Source organism: Streptomyces sp. NPDC017202 (genome assembly GCF_044331705.1).
In the GTDB taxonomy this organism is placed as follows: domain Bacteria; phylum Actinomycetota; class Actinomycetes; order Streptomycetales; family Streptomycetaceae; genus Streptomyces.
The window spans coordinates 59,327-76,016 of the sequence record NZ_JBIRNP010000005.1; the positions used below are offsets into that span (position 1 = coordinate 59,327).

17 protein-coding genes are annotated in these 16,690 nt (G+C 69.5%); 2 read left to right on the top strand and 15 right to left on the bottom strand.

Annotation, left to right across the window (positions count from 1 at the left end; genetic code table 11):
* Positions 1-46 precede the first annotated feature (46 nt).
* Entirely contained in the window at positions 47-688 is a 642-nt protein-coding gene (locus ACH4N1_RS12885; RefSeq protein ID WP_398096779.1) for a response regulator, read from the top strand.
* Positions 689-848: 160 nt separating this feature from the next.
* Positions 849-2,669: a glycosyl hydrolase family 18 protein gene (locus tag ACH4N1_RS12890; protein ID WP_398096781.1), complete on the top strand. Its 1,821-nt coding sequence runs from the start codon at positions 849-851 to the stop codon at positions 2,667-2,669.
* A 180-nt stretch (positions 2,670-2,849) separates the two neighbouring features.
* Here the strand turns inward: ACH4N1_RS12890 and ACH4N1_RS12895 are convergent, their stop codons facing one another.
* The 15 genes from ACH4N1_RS12895 to prmC form a co-directional block, all read right to left on the bottom strand.
* Positions 2,850-3,296: a DUF2550 domain-containing protein gene (locus tag ACH4N1_RS12895; protein WP_363090944.1), complete on the bottom strand. Its 447-nt coding sequence runs from the start codon at positions 3,294-3,296 to the stop codon at positions 2,850-2,852.
* 142 nt (positions 3,297-3,438) lie between these two features.
* Complete coding sequence (locus ACH4N1_RS12900; protein ID WP_398096783.1) at positions 3,439-3,813, bottom strand: F0F1 ATP synthase subunit epsilon; 375 nt, start codon at positions 3,811-3,813, stop codon at positions 3,439-3,441.
* A 132-nt stretch (positions 3,814-3,945) separates the two neighbouring features.
* Positions 3,946-5,382 carry a F0F1 ATP synthase subunit beta gene (gene atpD / locus ACH4N1_RS12905; protein WP_382789731.1) on the bottom strand — a complete coding sequence of 479 codons (1,437 nt, stop codon included), beginning with the start codon at positions 5,380-5,382 and terminating at the stop codon, positions 3,946-3,948.
* Positions 5,382-6,299, bottom strand: coding sequence for a F0F1 ATP synthase subunit gamma (locus ACH4N1_RS12910; RefSeq protein WP_382789733.1), 918 nt, complete (start codon positions 6,297-6,299; stop codon positions 5,382-5,384). Before ACH4N1_RS12910 ends, atpD begins: the two co-directional genes overlap by 1 nt.
* Positions 6,300-6,319: 20 nt before the next feature.
* On the bottom strand, positions 6,320-7,909 hold the full coding sequence (atpA, locus tag ACH4N1_RS12915) for a F0F1 ATP synthase subunit alpha (RefSeq protein WP_398096785.1): 1,590 nt from the start codon (positions 7,907-7,909) through the stop codon (positions 6,320-6,322).
* 126 nt (positions 7,910-8,035) lie between these two features.
* On the bottom strand, positions 8,036-8,851 hold the full coding sequence (locus ACH4N1_RS12920; protein WP_398096787.1) for a F0F1 ATP synthase subunit delta: 816 nt from the start codon (positions 8,849-8,851) through the stop codon (positions 8,036-8,038).
* The gene (locus tag ACH4N1_RS12925) at positions 8,848-9,396 is read right to left on the bottom strand and encodes a F0F1 ATP synthase subunit B (RefSeq protein ID WP_398096789.1); all 549 of its coding nucleotides are present in this window, start codon (positions 9,394-9,396) and stop codon (positions 8,848-8,850) included. Before ACH4N1_RS12925 ends, ACH4N1_RS12920 begins: the two co-directional genes overlap by 4 nt.
* 38 nt (positions 9,397-9,434) lie before the next feature.
* A complete protein-coding gene (locus tag ACH4N1_RS12930) occupies positions 9,435-9,671 on the bottom strand; it encodes a hypothetical protein (RefSeq protein ID WP_015657805.1) in 237 nt (78 codons plus the stop codon).
* Between the two features lie 69 nt (positions 9,672-9,740).
* Positions 9,741-10,508, bottom strand: a complete 768-nt coding sequence (gene atpB, locus ACH4N1_RS12935) for a F0F1 ATP synthase subunit A (RefSeq protein ID WP_398097108.1) — start codon at positions 10,506-10,508, stop codon at positions 9,741-9,743.
* 273 nt (positions 10,509-10,781) lie between these two features.
* Positions 10,782-11,219 carry a hypothetical protein gene (locus ACH4N1_RS12940; protein ID WP_398096791.1) on the bottom strand — a complete coding sequence of 146 codons (438 nt, stop codon included), beginning with the start codon at positions 11,217-11,219 and terminating at the stop codon, positions 10,782-10,784.
* Between the two features lie 312 nt (positions 11,220-11,531).
* Entirely contained in the window at positions 11,532-12,863 is a 1,332-nt protein-coding gene (locus tag ACH4N1_RS12945; RefSeq protein ID WP_398096793.1) for an MraY family glycosyltransferase, read from the bottom strand.
* 128 nt (positions 12,864-12,991) lie between these two features.
* Positions 12,992-14,230 (bottom strand): serine hydroxymethyltransferase, encoded by a 1,239-nt coding sequence (gene glyA, locus ACH4N1_RS12950; protein WP_398096794.1) that lies wholly within the window; start codon positions 14,228-14,230, stop codon positions 12,992-12,994.
* 116 nt (positions 14,231-14,346) lie between these two features.
* Entirely contained in the window at positions 14,347-15,024 is a 678-nt protein-coding gene (locus ACH4N1_RS12955) for a protein-tyrosine-phosphatase (protein WP_392240921.1), read from the bottom strand.
* Positions 15,021-15,668 carry an L-threonylcarbamoyladenylate synthase gene (locus ACH4N1_RS12960; protein ID WP_363090955.1) on the bottom strand — a complete coding sequence of 216 codons (648 nt, stop codon included), beginning with the start codon at positions 15,666-15,668 and terminating at the stop codon, positions 15,021-15,023. The genes ACH4N1_RS12955 and ACH4N1_RS12960 overlap by 4 nt, the downstream gene beginning before the upstream one ends.
* Positions 15,669-15,783: 115 nt before the next feature.
* The gene (prmC, locus tag ACH4N1_RS12965; RefSeq protein WP_366057225.1) at positions 15,784-16,623 is read right to left on the bottom strand and encodes a peptide chain release factor N(5)-glutamine methyltransferase; all 840 of its coding nucleotides are present in this window, start codon (positions 16,621-16,623) and stop codon (positions 15,784-15,786) included.
* Positions 16,624-16,690: the final 67 nt, after the last annotated feature.

Genomic DNA, 16,690 nt, shown 5'->3' on the forward strand with positions numbered 1-16,690 from the left:
TCACCGCCGTCACTGCCGTCACCGCCGTCACCGAGGGAGTCACCGCATGATCCGCGTCCTCGTCGCCGAGGACCAGTCCGCCGTCCGCGCCGGTCTGGTCCTCATCCTGCGCAGCGCCCCCGACCTGGAGGTGGTCGGGGAGGCGGCCGACGGGGAGCAGGCAGTGTCGCTGGCCCGCGAGTTGCGGCCGGACGTGGTGCTGATGGACGTACAGATGCCGCGGCTGGACGGGGTGTCGGCGACCCGGAAGGTGGTCGAGGAGGGGCTCGCGGACGTGCTGGTGCTGACCACCTTCGACCTCGACGCGTACGTGTTCGGGGCGTTGCGGGCGGGCGCGGCCGGGTTCCTGCTGAAGAACACCGAGGCGAGGGACCTGATCGAGGCGGTCCGTACCGTCGCGCGCGGCGAGGGCGTCGTGGCGCCCGGCGTGACGCGGCGCCTCATCGCGGAGTTCGCCGCGAGCCCGGCGCCGGGGCCGAAGTCCGATCCGGCGGTGCTGGACGCGCTGACCCGGCGCGAACGGGAGGTACTGGTCTGCCTAGGCGAGGGGCTGTCGAACGCGGGGATCGCGGAGCGTCTGGACATGGCCGAAGCGACGGTGAAGACGCACGTCAGCCGGCTGCTGGGCAAGCTGGAGCTGCGCAGCCGGGTGCAAGCCGCCGTACTGGCGCAGGAGTTGGGGATCTAGAACCGGGCCGGAACCGAACCGGGACCGGGCCGGAACCGGGCACCGCAAAGTGGTCCAGACCTATTGACCTGTGGTCCAGACCTTTCTATTCTCGCGGCACCGTGGGTGTGAAGGCTCAGTCACACCCCCCACCCCCGCTCTTTCACAGAGGAGGCGCTGCATGCGCTTCGGACACAGAGCCGTGGCAGGTCTCGCGACCCTGCTGCTCCCGCTGGCCGGTCTGGTCGGCCTCGCGAGCCCGGCCCAGGCCGCGACATCCGCCACCGCCACCTACGCCAAGCCCTCCGACTGGGGCACCGGCTTCGAGGGCAAGTGGACGGTGAAGAACACCGGCACCACGACCATCAGCTCCTGGACCGTCGAGTGGGACTTCCCCTCCGGCACGTCCGTCACCTCCGCCTGGGACGCCGACGTCACCTCCGCCGGCACCCACTGGACCGCCAAGAACAAGTCCTGGAACGGCTCCCTCGCCCCCGGCGCCTCCGTCTCCTTCGGCTTCAACGGCGCCGGCACCGGCTCCCCGTCCAACTGCAGGCTCAACGGCGGCAGCTGCGACGGCACCTCGGTCCCCGGTGACGCGGCCCCCTCCGCGCCGGGCACCCCCACCGCCTCCGACATCACCGACACCTCGGTGAAGCTGGCCTGGAGCGCGGCCACCGACGACAAGGGCGTCAAGAACTACGACGTCCTGCGCGACGGCGCCAAGGTCGCCACGGTGACGACGACCTCGTACACCGACACCGCCCTGACCGCCGGCACCGACTACTCCTACACCGTGCAGGCCCGTGACACCGCTGACCAGACCGGCCCGGTCAGCGGCGCCCGCGCCGTGCGCACCACCGGCGGCACCACCGAGCCCCCGCCCACCGGCGGCAAGGTCAAGCTCGGCTACTTCACCGAGTGGGGCGTCTACGGCCGCAACTACCACGTCAAGAACCTGGTGACCTCCGGCTCCGCCGCGAAGATCACCCACATCAACTACGCGTTCGGCAACGTCAAGAACGGGCAGTGCACCGTCGACGACACCTACGCCGCCTACGACAAGGCCTACACCGCCGACCAGTCCGTCAGCGGCACCGCCGACACCTGGGACCAGCCGCTGCGCGGCAACTTCAACCAGCTCCGCCAGCTCAAGGCGAAGTACCCGCACATCAAGGTGCTGTACTCCTTCGGCGGCTGGACCTACTCCGGCGGCTTCGGCCAGGCCGCGGCCAACGCGACCGCCTTCGCCAAGTCCTGCAAGGCCGTCGTGGAGGACCCGCGCTGGGCCGACGTCTTCGACGGCATCGACATCGACTGGGAGTACCCGAACGCCTGCGGCCTGACCTGTGACACCAGCGGGCCGGCCGCCTTCAAGACCCTCTCGCAGGCCCTGCGCGCCGAGTTCGGCCCGAACTACCTGGTCACCGCGGCCATCACCGCCGACGGCTCCTCCGGCGGCAAGATCGACGCGGCCGACTACGGCGGCGCCGCCCAGTACCTCGACTGGTACAACGTGATGACGTACGACTACTTCGGCGCCTTCGACAAGGACGGCCCGACCGCCCCGCACTCCCCGCTCACCTCGTACGCCGGCATCCCGGCCGCGGGCTTCAACTCCGCCGACGCCATCGCCAAGCTGAAGGCGAAGGGCGTCCCGTCCGCCAAGCTGCTGCTCGGCATCGGCTTCTACGGCCGCGGCTGGACCGGCGTCACCCAGGCCGCCCCCGGCGGCACGGCGACCGGAGCGGCCCCCGGCACCTACGAGGCGGGCATCGAGGACTACAAGGTCCTCAAGACGTCCTGCCCCGCCACCGGCACCATCGCCGGCACGGCCTACGCGTACTGCGGCACCAACTGGTGGTCCTACGACACCCCGTCGACGATCGCCGGAAAGATGACCTGGGCCAAGAACCAGGGCCTGGGCGGCGCCTTCTTCTGGGAGTTCAGCGGCGACACCGCGAACGGTGAGCTGGTGAGCGCCATCAACAGCGGCCTGTAGGAACAGCCGCCTCTCCCCGCACCGACGCCGCGGGCGGGCCTCAGGGCCCGCCCGCGGTTCTTCCCGTCCGGCGCACCCCGCTCACACCCCGCGGGGAACACGTGGCTACGCCACGTTCACCCTCCCCCAGCAGCTCCGCTGCCGGGGGCACCCCCACCCAGCGGGCCCCTGAACGCCGCTCTACGCGACGTTCACCCGCTGGCCGGGCGGTGCCGCCTCCAGCCACGCGAGGAATCCGGTCAGCGCGTCCTCGCTCATCGCCAGTTCGAGACGCGTGCCGCGGTGCACGCAGGTGAGGACGACCGCGTCGGACAGCAGCGCCAGCTCCTCCTCGCCCTCGGGCAGCCGGCGGCCGGCCACCTCGATCGAGGCACGCTCCAGCACGCGGCGCGGGCGGTAGGCGTAGGAGAAGACGCGGTACCACTCGATGCGGTCGCCGTTGTAGCGGGCGACGCCGTAGCTCCAGCCCTTTCCGCTCGTGTCCGCGTTCTCGGGTACGTCCCAGCGCAGGGAACAGTCGAAGGTGCCGCCGGAACGCTGGATGAGCCTGCGGCGCAGGCCGAAGACGAACAGCCCCAGCACCACCAGGGCCACGACAATTCCGCACACAGTCAGAGCGAGGACCATCGACACCGACCTCCTCGTCTCCTAGGTACCGAAAATAGGTAACGGAACGGAAAAAACATCCAGATCTGCCTCAGCCGCGGTCGGCTCCGGATCGCTCCGGTGCCGGCCGCGGCTGAGTGACGTCGTCACACGGCGAGCCGGGTCAGTGGACCGCCGCCGCACGCAGTCGTACGTCGGCCCGGCGCTGGGCGGCGGCGTCGGCCTCCGCATGCGCGCGCTCGAGCGCCCGCTCCGCGCGCTGGACGTCGATCTCCTCCGACAGCTCGGCGATCTCGGCCAGCAGGGACAGCTTGTTGTCCGCGAACGAGATGAAACCGCCGTGCACCGCGGCGACGACCGTTCCACCGTCACTCGTACGGATGGTCACCGGGCCCGACTCCAGCACACCGAGCAGCGGCTGGTGACCGGGCATGACGCCGATGTCGCCGGACGTGGTGCGCGCGACGACCAGGGTGGCCTCGCCGGACCAGACCTCTCGGTCGGCCGCGACCAGCGCGACGTGCAGCTCAGCAGCCAAGGTGGCTCCTCGGGTCACCACCCGGCGGGTCTGCCGGGTGTTGGTTACAAGTCTAATAGGCGTGGAAGAGGGGGCGGGACGCCCCCGCCCCCTCTCACGAACTCACAGCTCAGGACCTAGCGGCTCCCCAGGTCAGGAGACGCCGAGCTCCTTCGCGTTCTTCTTGAGGTCCTCGAGACCACCGCACATGAAGAACGCCTGCTCCGGGAAGTGGTCGTACTCGCCGTCGCAGATCGCGTTGAAGGCCCGGATGGACTCCTCCAGCGGCACGTCCGACCCGTCGACGCCGGTGAACTGCTTGGCGACGTGGGTGTTCTGGGACAGGAAGCGCTCCACGCGACGGGCGCGGTGGACGACGAGCTTGTCCTCCTCGCCCAGCTCGTCGATACCGAGGATCGCGATGATGTCCTGGAGGTCCTTGTACTTCTGCAGGATCGTCTTGACGCGCATGGCGGCGTCGTAGTGGTCCTGCGCGATGTACCGCGGGTCCAGGATGCGGGACGTGGAGTCCAGCGGGTCCACGGCCGGGTAGATGCCCTTCTCCGAGATCGGACGGGACAGAACCGTCGTCGCGTCGAGGTGGGCGAAGGTGGTGGCCGGGGCCGGGTCGGTCAGGTCGTCCGCGGGGACGTAGATCGCCTGCATCGAGGTGATCGAGTGACCACGGGTCGAGGTGATGCGCTCCTGGAGGAGACCCATCTCGTCGGCCAGGTTCGGCTGGTAGCCCACCGCGGAGGGCATGCGGCCGAGCAGGGTCGACACCTCGGAACCGGCCTGCGTGAAGCGGAAGATGTTGTCGATGAAGAACAGCACGTCCTGCTTCTGCACATCGCGGAAGTACTCCGCCATGGTCAGACCCGCGAGGGCCACGCGCAGACGGGTGCCCGGGGGCTCGTCCATCTGGCCGAAGACCAGGGCGGTCTTGTCGATGACGCCCGAGTCCGACATCTCCTCGATGAGGTCGTTGCCCTCACGGGTGCGCTCGCCGACACCGGCGAACACGGAGACACCGTCGTGGTTGTTGGCGACGCGGTAGATCATCTCCTGGATGAGCACCGTCTTGCCGACGCCGGCACCACCGAACAGACCGATCTTTCCACCCTTGACGTACGGGGTGAGGAGGTCGATGACCTTGACGCCGGTCTCGAACATCTCGGTCTTCGACTCGAGCTCGTCGAAGTTGGGGGCCTTGCGGTGGATGGACCAGCGCTCGCCCTCGTACTTCTCGTCGGTGTTCAGCACCTCACCGAGGGTGTTGAACACCTTGCCCTTGGTGAAGTCGCCGACCGGGACGGTGATGCCCGTGCCGGTGTCGGTGACGGCGGCCTGACGGACCAGGCCGTCGGTGGGCTGCATGGAGATGGTGCGGACCAGGCCGTCACCCAGGTGCTGGGCGACCTCCAGGGTCAGGATCTTCTTCTCGCCCGCGTTCGCGGGGTCGGCGACCTCGACGTGGAGGGCGTTGTAGATCTCCGGCATCGCGTCGACGGGGAACTCCACGTCGACGACCGGGCCGATGACCCGGGCGACGCGGCCCGTGGCCGTCGCGGTCTCAACAGTGGTGGTCATTAGCGGTCACTCCCCGCGGTCGCGTCGGCCAGGGCGCTGGCGCCACCGACGATCTCGCTGATTTCCTGGGTGATTTCGGCCTGGCGGGCCGCGTTGGCAAGCCGGGAGAGCGTCTCGATCAGCTCTCCGGCGTTGTCGGTGGCCGACTTCATCGCGCGCCGCGTGGCGGCGTGCTTGGAGGCGGCCGACTGGAGGAGCGCGTTGTAGACGCGGCTCTCCACGTAGCGGGGCAGCAGCGCGTCGAGGACGTCCTCCGCCGACGGCTCAAAGTCGTACAGCGGAAGGATCTCGTCCTTCGCCTTCGACTCCTGGGCCACCTCGTCGAGGCTGAGCGGCAGCAGACGGTCGCCGAGCGCCGTCTGCGTCATCATCGACACGAACTCGGTGAACACGATGTGGATCTCGTCCACACCGCCGTCCGCCGTCTCCTTCTCGATGGCCTCGATCAGGGGGGCCGCGACCTTCTTGGCGTCCGCGTACGTCGGCTCGTCGGTGAAGCCCGTCCACGACTCCGCGACCTTGCGCTCACGGAAGTTGTAGTGGGCGAGACCACGCCGGCCGACGATGTACGTCTCGACCTGCTTGCCCTCGGACTCGAGGCGCGCCGTCAGCTGCTCCGCGGCCTTGATGGCGTTGGAGTTGAAGGCGCCCGCGAGACCGCGGTCGCTCGTCAGGAGCAGCACCGCGGACCGCACGACCGTCTCGGCCTGCGTGGTCAGCGGGTGCCGCGTGTTCGAGCCGGTGCCGACCGCCGTGACCGCGCGGGTCAGCTCGGTCGCGTACGGCGTGGAGGCCGCCACCTTGCGCTGCGCCTTGACGACGCGCGAGGCGGCGATCATCTCCATCGCCTTGGTGATCTTCTTGGTCGCGGTGACGGATCGGATGCGACGCTTGTAGACCCGGAGCTGGGCTCCCATGAGTCAGGTCCCTTCCTACGTCACTTGGCGGCGGACGGGGCGTCCTCGCCGAGCAGCTTGCCGTCCGAGGTCTCGAACTGCTTCTTGAACTCGGCGATGGCGTCCGCGACGGCGCTCAGGGTGTCGTCCGACATCTTGGCGCCCTCACGGATGGAGGTCATGAGGCCCTGCTCCTTGCGGTGCAGGTACTCCAGCAGCTCCTTCTCGAAGCGGCGCACGTCGTTGACCGGAACGTCGTCCATCCTGCCGGTGGTGCCGGCCCAGATGGAGACGACCTGGTCCTCGGTGGCCATCGGCTGGTACTGAGCCTGCTTCAGCAGCTCGACCATGCGCGAACCACGCTCCAGCTGCGCCTTCGACGCGGAGTCCAGGTCGGAACCGAAGGCGGCGAACGCCTCCAGCTCGCGGAACTGGGCCAGGTCGACGCGGAGACGGCCGGAGACCTGTCGCATCGCCTTGTGCTGCGCGGAACCACCGACTCGGGAGACGGAGATACCGACGTTCAGCGCGGGGCGCTGACCGGCGTTGAACAGGTCCGACTCCAGGAAGCACTGGCCGTCGGTGATGGAGATGACGTTGGTCGGGATGAACGCCGAGACGTCGTTGGCCTTCGTCTCGACGATCGGCAGACCGGTCATCGAACCGGCACCCATCTCGTCGGAGAGCTTCGCGCAGCGCTCCAGCAGACGGGAGTGCAGGTAGAAGACGTCGCCCGGGTAGGCCTCGCGGCCCGGCGGGCGGCGCAGCAGCAGCGACACGGCGCGGTAGGCGTCGGCCTGCTTCGACAGGTCGTCGAAGATGATGAGGACGTGCTTGCCCTCGTACATCCACTGCTGGCCGATGGCCGAACCGGTGTACGGCGCCAGGTACTTGAAGCCGGCCGGGTCGGACGCCGGGGCGGCGACGATGGTCGTGTACTCCAGCGCGCCGTTCTCCTCCAGCGCGCGGCGGACCGACGCGATGGTCGAGCCCTTCTGACCGATGGCGACGTAGATGCAGCGCACCTGCTTGTTCACGTCGCCGCTGCGCCAGTTGTCGCGCTGGTTGATGATCGTGTCGACGGCCAGGGCGGTCTTGCCGGTCTGACGGTCACCGATGATCAGCTGGCGCTGGCCACGGCCGATCGGGGTCATCGCGTCGACGGCCTTGTAGCCGGTCTCCATCGGCTCGTGCACCGACTTGCGGACCATGACGCCCGGAGCCTGCAGCTCCAGGGCGCGACGGCCGGACGTCTCGATCTCGCCGAGGCCGTCGATCGGGTTGCCGAGGGGGTCGACGACGCGGCCGAGGTAGCCCTCGCCCACCGCGACCGAGAGGACCTCACCGGTACGCGTGACCGGCTGACCCTCCTCGATGCCGCTGAACTCGCCGAGGACGACGCAGCCGATCTCGCGCTCCTCGAGGTTGAGGGCGAGACCGAGGGTGCCGTCCTCGAACTTCAGCAGTTCGTTGGCCATGGCCGAGGGGAGGCCCTCGACCTTCGCGATGCCGTCGCCGGCAAGGCTGACCGTACCGACCTCCTCGCGCGAGGCCGCGTCCGGCTTGTACGACTGGACGAAGTTCTCCAGTGCGTCCCGGATCTCCTCCGGCCGGATCGTGAGCTCCGCCATCTGGGTTCCCTGCTCTCCTTGTTGGGCCCGAAGTTTCTTTGGGGGATCTGGGGACTCCCCCAGAAACTTTGCATCCTCTGCACGGCCCAACCAGGGCCGTAAGTACTGCTACGTGTTGAGTTGCTGCTAGCTCGCCATGCGGCGGGCGACGTCCTCGATGCGGTCCGCGAGCGAGCCGTTGATCACCTCGTCACCGACCTGCACCCGGATCCCGCCGAGGACCTCGGGGTCCACGTCGAGGTTGAGGTGCATCGTGCGGCCGTAGAGCTTCGCGAGGGCGGCGCCCAGGCGCTGCCTCTGCGGGGCGCTCAGCGGTACCGCCGAGGTGACGACGGCCACCATGCGGTCCCGGCGCGCGGCGGCGAGCTTGGACAGGGACTCGAGTCCCGCTTCCAGGCTACGGCCTCGCGGCGCGGTCACAAGGCGCGTCACCAGACGCTCGGTGGCCGCGTCCGCACGACCGCCGAGCAGGCTGCGCAGCAGCTCGCCCTTGGCCGACGCGGTGGCCTTCCGGTCGGTCAGTGCGGCGCGCAGCTCCACGTTCGAGGCGACGATCCGCCCGAAGCGGAACAGCTCGTCCTCGACGTCGTCGAGCGTGCCGGCCCGCTGTGCGGCGGTGAGGTCCGCGACGTCCGCCAGCTGCTCCAGCGCGTCCACCAGGTCGCGCGACTGCGACCAGCGGGAACGCACCAGGCCGACGACCAGGTCGGCGGCGGTGCCGCTGATCCGGGTGCCGAGCAGGCGCTGGGCCAGCTCGGCCTTGGCCTCGCCGGACTGCGCCGGGTCGGTCAGGACCCGACGCAGCGACACCTCGCGGTCGAGCAGCGCGGTGACGGCCGCCAGCTCGGTGGCGAGCTGCGCCGCGTCCACGGACGTGTTGTCCGTCAGCGCGTCGAGACGCTCGCGTGCGGCTGCCAGGGCCTCGCGGCTCGCTCCGTTCATCGCGACGCCTCGGCCTTCTCCTCGAGCTCGTCGAGGAAGCGGTCGATGACGCGGCTCTGGCGGGCGTGGTCCTCGAGGGACTCGCCGACGAGCTTGCCGGCCAGTTCGGTGGCGAGCTTGCCGACGTCCTGGCGCAGCGCGGACGCGGCGGCCTTGCGGTCGGCCTCGATCTGCGTGTGGCCGGCGGCGACGATCTCCTCGCGCTGACGCTGGCCCTCGGCGCGCATCTCCGCGATGAGGGTCGCGCCCTGCTCCTGCGCCTCCTGGCGCAGACGCGCGGCCTCGTGCCGGGCCTCGGCGAGCTGAGCCTTGTACTGCTCAAGCACGCTCTTGGCCTCGACCTTCATGGCGTCGGCCTCTTCGATACCGCCTTCGATCGCCGCTCGGCGCTCCTCCAGAACCTTGTTGATGTTCGGAAGCAGCTTCTTCCAGAAGAAGAAGAACACGATGGCGAAGGCGATGGTGCCGACGAGCAGCTCGGGGCCCGGAGGCAGGAGCGGGTTCTGCTCCTCCTCGGCCGCCAGCTGAACCAGGTTGGCGATCACATCAGTGCCTTTCGTCGATGCGTGTCAGTAAGGGGTGATTACTTACCGAACACGAACGGCATAACGATGCCGATGAGGGCGAGCGCCTCACAGAAGGCGAAGCCCAGGATCTGGTTGGCACGGATCAGGCCGGCGGCCTCGGGCTGGCGGGCCAGGGCCTGGGTGCCGTTACCGAAGATGATGCCGACGCCGACGCCGGGGCCGATCGCGGCGAGGCCGTAGCCGATGGAGCCGAGCGAACCGGAGACGGCGGCGAGGGTCTCAGTGGCAGCCATGCTGATTCTTCCTTCTCTTTACGGACCGGTGGGAGTTGGACCACCGGACGATCAGGGTGTGGGTGGGGCTCAGTGGTGCTCGGCGAGAGCGCCCTGAATGTACGAGCAGGCCAGGAGCACGAAGACGTATGCCTGGACGGCCTGCACGAAAAGCTCGAAGAGAATCATGACCATGGTCATGATGAAGGAGACGCCGGCCGCGGGGACCATCCAGCTGTTCAGCAGGTACCAGGAGGCAACGGTGAACATGACCAGCATCAGGTGACCGGCGAACATGTTGGCGAAGAGCCGGACCGCGTGCGTGAAGGGGCGGACGATCAGGTTCGAGAAGAACTCGATGACCATCACGAGGGGCAGCACGGCGCCCAGCGACTTGTCGTAGCCGGTGACGTTCTTGAAGAAGCCGACGAAGCCGTGACGCTTGAAGGTCACCGAGACCCACACGACGTACACGATGGCCGCCAGCACCGCGGGGAAGGCGATGATCGACGAGACCGGGAACTGCGCCAGCGGGATCACGGACCAGATGTTCATGATCCAGATGAAGAAGAACAGGGAGACCATGAGCGGGACGTACTTCTCGCCCTCCCGCTTCCCGAGGGTCTCGTAGACGATGCCCCGGCGCACGAAGTCGTAGCCGGCTTCGCCGACCATCTGGAGCTTGCCCGGCACCACCTTCGCCTTGCCGAAGGCCGCCCAGAAGAAGCCGATGACGAGAACGGTGGTGATCAGCGCGAGCAGCATCACCTTGTTGAACTCGAACCCGCCCACCGTGGCGATCGGCTGGAAGAGGAACGAGTGCAGGCCCGGGGCCGGAAAACCACACCCGTCGGACATGATCCGACAGCTCCAGTCAAAGGCGAGCTGGGTCTGGTCAGCACTCACCGCGGGCTCCTTCGGCATGACGCATGGGTACGGCAACCTCGTTGTGTCGGCGCGGCGCGAAGCCGCGGGTCGGCACCGGACTGGTGTTACGGATGTGGGGGCGGCTGGGGGGCGATGAGCCTCGCGATTGAGCAGGCGTCAGCTCGAATGCCCGCGCCCGCGATGCCGCAGTTGGCACCGGACGATAGCAGGAGATCCCACTCGCCTTTATCCCGCCCCTACCCCTCACGATGAAGGCCCTGTCTTCTCGGGCTTCTCGGTCTTCACGGAGTCCGGATCGATGTAGAAGATCTTGGCCTTCAGGTATGCACGCGCCTGCGCGGCCATCCACACCACTGTCGCGGCGACGAGCGTGGCCGCGAACGCCTTCGCGTTGAAGAGCGAGGTGTCCTGGAAGAGGGCGACGAAGATCAGGAGCAGCAGGAGCTGGGCGACGTAGAGCATGAGCCCCATCGCCTGGAACAACTGCGGGAGTGATTTCGCCGTCCACTGCAGGACATAGAGGCCGATGCCCATGAAGAGGATGGCCACCCCCGCTCCGACGGCCGCTCCGAGCGCCCCCTTGCCTCCGGCCACCGCAGCGCTGACGGCGACGGCAACCACGCCGGCAGCCGCTGTGGGCACAGCGCACTGCAGAAGGTTCCGGACGTCGTTGGACGGCATGGCGGCAACTCCGCTTTCAAAGGGGGGCAGGGTGTCGTCATGGACGAGCGTAGTCCCCGTCCGAGGGGCGAAGGACCGCACGCCGACCTCGCGACCGAGGGGCCGTGGCACACGGTCCTTCGGTTCCATCCGGGGTTCTCGTGAACCGTATCACAAACTATTTGATGAGGTCTTTACCTGGATGGTGTGCCTGGTGTCACACATGAGAGTGACAGTGCGCGTCTGCGCGGGAACCCCGACCACTTGTCTGGTATTGGGCAGCTTTGCCCACCCGCGCTTTCCCCACGAGTTGGCAATGCTCTAGTCAGATTCTTACCTTGCCGCACGCGAGCGGGGCCCGACCGCGGTTGCCCCGTTGGCCCCGGAGACCCCCACCGCCACGGGCGTGCGGTGCGCCTGCTCCTCCTCCTGGGTGCCGGCCGCGGACTCCTCCCCGGCCTCCGCCGCCAGGACCTGCGCCGACTCCGGCGAGACCTTGCGGCGCCGGTAGCGGGGCGGCACGAAGGACTCGGCCCAGCGCGGGGCGCGCGGCGTGAAACGCGGCAGCAGGAGCAGGCCCAGGCCGATCGCGCTGAGGATCACGACACCGAGGACGATCCACATGGACGCGGAGTTGACCGAGTAGGTCAGGGCGCCGAAGGCGATCAGCGCCGACCAGAAGTACATGATCAGCACCGCGCGGCTGTGCGAGTGGCCGATCTCCAGCAGCCGGTGGTGCAGGTGACCCCGGTCCGCGGCGAACGGCGACTGGCCGCGCCAGGTACGGCGCACGATCGCCAGGATCAGGTCGGCGGCCGGGATCGCGATGATGGTCAGCGGCAGCAGCAGCGGGATGTAGACGGGGACCGTCTGGTGGACCGTGGCGCGCTCCGAACCGGAGAACAGGTTCATCACGTCCGGGTCGACCTGGCCCGTGATGGAGATCGCGCCCGCCGCCAGCACCAGCCCGATCAGCATCGAACCGGAGTCGCCCATGAAGATGCGCGCGGGGTGCATGTTGTGCGGCAGGAAGCCCAGGCACATGCCCATCAGGATCGCCGCGAACAGGGTGGCGGGGGCCGCGGCCTCGATGCCGTACGAGTACCAGATGCGGTAGGCGTACATGAAGAACGCGGCGGAGGCGATGCACACCATGCCGGCGGCGAGGCCGTCCAGGCCGTCGACGAAGTTGACCGCGTTGATGGTGATGACGACCAGCGCGACCGTCAGCAGGGTCCCCTGCCACGGGGTCAGCGCGACCGTGCCGACGCCGGGGACCGGCAGCCACAGGATGGTCAGACCCTGCATGACCATCACGCCGGCGGCGATCATCTGGCCGCCCAGCTTGATCAGGGCGTCGATCTCGAACTTGTCGTCGAGCACGCCGATCAGCCAGATCAGCGCCGCACCGGAGAGCAGGGCGCGCGGCTCGTTCGACTTCTCGAAGACCTGGTTGAGGTTGGTCAGGTGGTCGGCGACCAGCAGTCCCGCGCACAGGCCGAAGAACATGGCGATCCCGCCGAGGCGCGGAGTGGGTTCCCGGTGCACGTCACGGGCCCGGATCTCCGGCATCGCCCCCGCGACGATCGCGAACTTCCGTACCGGCCCTGTCAGCAGATACGTCACCGCGGCCGTCACGCAGAGCGTCAGCAGGTATTCACGCACAGGCTTCCCCACAGGTCTCGCTGGCCATCTCAGCCCCACACCCTAGCGATGCGCGCATACGGTTGAGGACTTCCGGGTAGCGACGATGGTTGCACGTGCGGCTGTGCACGGGTCGGCGCGCACCCCCTTCAGCCGGGATAGGGCGGAAACCCCGCGGTCAGTTCCCGCACTTCCTCCCGTACCTGCCTGCCCTCGGCCTCGCCCCGCAGCACGCCCGCCATCAGCTTGGCGATCCGTGCCATCTCCGTCTCCCCCATGCCCTGCGTGGTCACCGCGGCCGTGCCCAGACGCAGGCCGCGCAGGTCGGCGTGGGGCAGGGCGCAGCAGTCCAGGACCATCCCGGCCGCCGCGAGCCGGCCGCGGGCGGTGCGCCCGTCGACGCCGAGGGGCGCCGGGTCGGCGGTGATGAGGTGGGTGTCCGTGCCGCCGGTGGTGACGGCCATCCCCTCCGCCTCCAGACGGGCCGCCAGCACCCTGGCGTTGGCGACCACCTGGTGGGCGTACCGGGCGAACGCCGGCGTCGCCGCCTCGCCGAACGCGACCGCCTTCGCGGCGATGGTGTGCATCTGCGCACCGCCCTGCGTGAACGGGAACACGGCCCGGTCCACCCGCTCCGCCAGCTCGGCGCCGCACAGGATCATGCCGCCGCGCGGCCCGCGCAGCACCTTGTGCGTGGTGGCGCACACGATGTCGGCGTACGGCACCGGGCTCGGGGCCGCTCCCCCGGCGACCAGGCCGATGGGATGGGCGGCGTCGGCGATGAGATAGGCGCCGACCTCGTCGGCCACCTCGCGGAAGAAGGCGTGGTCGATGTGCCGGGGGTAGGCGATGGAGCCGCAGACGATCGCCTTGGGGCGGTGGCTGCGGGCCAGCGCACGGACCTGCTCGTGGTCGATGAGCCCGGTCTCCGCGTCCACGCCGTACGGCACGAAGTCGAACCAGCGGCCGGAGAAGTTCGCCGGCGAGCCGTGCGTGAGGTGGCCGCCGTGGGCGAGGCCCAGGGCCAGGACGGTGTCACCGGGGCGCAGGAGGGCGGCGTAGGCCGCGAGGACGGCCGAGGAGCCGGAGTGCGACTGGACGTTGACGTGATCGGCCCCGAACAGCGCCTTGGCCCGTTCCACGGCGAGGCGTTCGGCCATGTCCACGATCTCGCAGCCGCCGTGGTGACGGGCGCCCGGGTAGCCCTCGGCGTACTTGTTGGCCAGCGGCGAGCCGAGCGCGGCCAGCACGGCGGGCGAGGTGAAGTTCTCGGCGGCGATGAGCTGCAGCGACGACGCCTGCCGCACGCGCTCCCCGAGCAGGATCTCGGCGAGCGCGGGGTCCTGCCGGTGCAGGACGTCGGCCTCGATGGCAGGGGTGACCGGCATGGTGGGCTCCGGGGCGTCGACGGTGACGTACGTCCAATGTAGGCCGCCACCGCCGGAGCCGCCCGCTTCCCGGCGCCTCGCGCACCGCGCGCGTCACCCCGCGGGTCGTGCGCGTCTCAGGCCCGCGCCGGGACTCCCGTCAGCGCCGTCACCACCGGATCCAGCGCCTGGTGTATCTCGTCGCCGATCGAGCGGAAGAAAGGCAGGGGTGCGCCGTACGGGTCGTACACCTCGTCCGCCTCCGCCGTGGGGGCCAGCAGCCAGCCGCGGAGCGCGGCGGCGGCGCGGACCAGGGCGCGGGCGCGCATCACCACGCCCTCCTCCAGCGGGGGGAGGGTGGCCGGGTCGATCGCGTCGACCAGGCGGGTGAACTCCTTCAGCGTGAAGGTGCGCAGGCCCGCCGAGTGGCCCATGGAGATGACCTGGGCGCGGTGGTCCCGGGTGGCGGTCAGCACCAGGTCGGCCATGATGACGTGCTCGTCGAGCAGTTCGCGGCCGGTGAAGCCGGAGGCGTCCGCGCCGAAGTCGGCCAGCACGGTCTCCGCGTTGGCCTCCATCGGCGCGCCCTCGTGGCCCCAGGTGCCCGCGCTCTCCACGATCAGCCCGCCGCCGAGCACCCCGAGCCGCTGGGACACGAAATGCCGGGTCAGCCGCTCGGTGATCGGCGAGCGGCAGACGTTGCCGGTGCTGACGTGGAGGATGCGGAAAGTGTCGCGCGGGAACCCGAACGTCGTCGTCTGTTCCGCGGCACGCTCCCCGTTGCCTATGCCACGCCCCGCGTCAGGGGCTGTCAATTCGCCACCTCGAGGTCGGGTACCACCTTGCGCAGCTCGTCCTCCGAGATGGCGCCGGCCCGCAGCAGCAGCGGGACCTCGCGGCTGACGTCGACGATCGACGACGGGACGTTGCCGGGAGTGGGGCCGCCGTCCAGGTAGACGGAGACGGAGTCGCCGAGCATCTCCTGGGCGTAGTCGCAGTTCTCCGGCGCCGGGTGGCCGGTGAGGTTGGCGGAGGAGACCGCCATCGGGCCGACCTCGGTCAGCAGCTCGATGGCGACCGGGTGCAGCGGCATGCGGACGGCGACGGTGCCACGGGTGTCCCCCAGGTCCCACTGCAGGGACGGCTGGTGCTTGGCGACGAGGGTGAGCGCACCCGGCCAGAAGGCGTCGACCAGCTCCCAGGCCAGCTCGGAGAAGTCCGTGACGAGACCGTGCAGCGTGTTCGGGGAGCCGATGAGGACGGGCGTGGGCATGTTGCGGCCCCGGCCCTTGGCCTCCAGCAGGTCACCGACGGCCTCCTTGGAGAACGCGTCGGCGCCGATGCCGTACACCGTGTCGGTCGGGAGGACGACCAGCTCGCCACGGCGGACGGCGGACGCCGCCTCGCGCAGACCCGTCACGCGGTCGGTCGCGTCGTTGGTGTCGTATCGCCGTGCCATGTCTAGCGGGCCTCCTCGTGCACGTAACTCTCGGATGAAGCAGATGAAGCAGATGAAGCAGATGAAGCAGATGAATCGGATGGGACCGATGGGGCGGACGAAGTCCGGGGGAAGGTCACGGCAGCGCCTTGCGGGCGGTGGCGAAGCGCGGCCGGTTGTTGAGGTCGGGGTGATCGGCCGCGTCGGCCCAGCCCCGCTCCTCGGTGAAGATCCACGGCACCTGGCCGCCCTGGGTGTCGGCGTGCTCGATGACGACGACCCCGCCGGGCCGCAGCAGGCGGTGCGCGGTGCGTTCGATGCCCCGGATGAGGTCGAGGCCGTCCTCGCCGGAGAACAGGGCCAGCTCGGGGTCGTAGTCGCGGGCCTCGGGGGCGACGTACTCCCACTCGGTGAGGGGGATGTACGGCGGGTTGGAGACCACCAGGTCGACCTGGCCGTCGAGGTCGGGGAAGGCGTCCAGGGCGTTGCCCTGCCGCAGGTCGACCCGGGACCCCTGCATGTTCTTGCGGGTCCACACCAGGGCGTCCTCGGACAGCTCCACGGCGTGCACGCGCGAGCGCGGGACCTCCTGGGCGAGGGCGAGCGCGATGGCGCCGGAGCCGGTGCACAGGTCGACGATCAGCGGCTCGACCACGTCCATGGCGCGCACGGCGTCTATGGCCCAGCCGACCACCGACTCGGTCTCGGGACGCGGCACGAAGACGCCGGGCCCGACCTGGAGCTCCAGGTACCGGAAGTAGGCGCGCCCGGTGATGTGCTGGAGCGGCTCGCGCTGCTCGCGCCGGGCGATGACCTCCCAGTACCGGGCGTCGAAGTCGGAGTCCTTCACGGAGTGGAGTCCGCCCCGCTTCACCCCGTGCACGAACGCGGCGAGCTCCTCCGCGTCGTTGCGCGGCGAGGGCACGCCGGCGTCGGCCAGCCGCTGGGTGGCCTGAGCTACCTCAGCGAGCAGCAGGCTGCGGGGGCTCGGGGTACGTCCCCCAGATGATCGCTGCACGCAAGTCCTCCGTGTCGTCCTCGGT

What these genes read in the sequence shown, in the direction of transcription:
- ACH4N1_RS12960 (WP_363090955.1), bottom strand. Translation starts at nt 15,668, where the DNA reads ATGGCACGGCGATACGACACCAACGACGCGACCGACCGCGTGACGGGT.
- ACH4N1_RS12940 (WP_398096791.1), bottom strand. Translation starts at nt 11,219, where the DNA reads ATGCCGTCCAACGACGTCCGGAACCTTCTGCAGTGCGCTGTGCCCACA.
- glyA (WP_398096794.1), bottom strand. Translation starts at nt 14,230, where the DNA reads ATGCCGGTCACCCCTGCCATCGAGGCCGACGTCCTGCACCGGCAGGAC.
- ACH4N1_RS12920 (WP_398096787.1), bottom strand. Translation starts at nt 8,851, where the DNA reads ATGAACGGAGCGAGCCGCGAGGCCCTGGCAGCCGCACGCGAGCGTCTC.
- ACH4N1_RS12885 (WP_398096779.1), top strand. Translation starts at nt 47, where the DNA reads ATGATCCGCGTCCTCGTCGCCGAGGACCAGTCCGCCGTCCGCGCCGGT.
- atpD (WP_382789731.1), bottom strand. Translation starts at nt 5,382, where the DNA reads ATGACCACCACTGTTGAGACCGCGACGGCCACGGGCCGCGTCGCCCGG.
- ACH4N1_RS12910 (WP_382789733.1), bottom strand. Translation starts at nt 6,299, where the DNA reads ATGGGAGCCCAGCTCCGGGTCTACAAGCGTCGCATCCGATCCGTCACC.
- atpB (WP_398097108.1), bottom strand. Translation starts at nt 10,508, where the DNA reads ATGTCCGACGGGTGTGGTTTTCCGGCCCCGGGCCTGCACTCGTTCCTC.
- atpA (WP_398096785.1), bottom strand. Translation starts at nt 7,909, where the DNA reads ATGGCGGAGCTCACGATCCGGCCGGAGGAGATCCGGGACGCACTGGAG.
- ACH4N1_RS12890 (WP_398096781.1), top strand. Translation starts at nt 849, where the DNA reads ATGCGCTTCGGACACAGAGCCGTGGCAGGTCTCGCGACCCTGCTGCTC.
- ACH4N1_RS12895 (WP_363090944.1), bottom strand. Translation starts at nt 3,296, where the DNA reads ATGGTCCTCGCTCTGACTGTGTGCGGAATTGTCGTGGCCCTGGTGGTG.
- ACH4N1_RS12930 (WP_015657805.1), bottom strand. Translation starts at nt 9,671, where the DNA reads ATGGCTGCCACTGAGACCCTCGCCGCCGTCTCCGGTTCGCTCGGCTCC.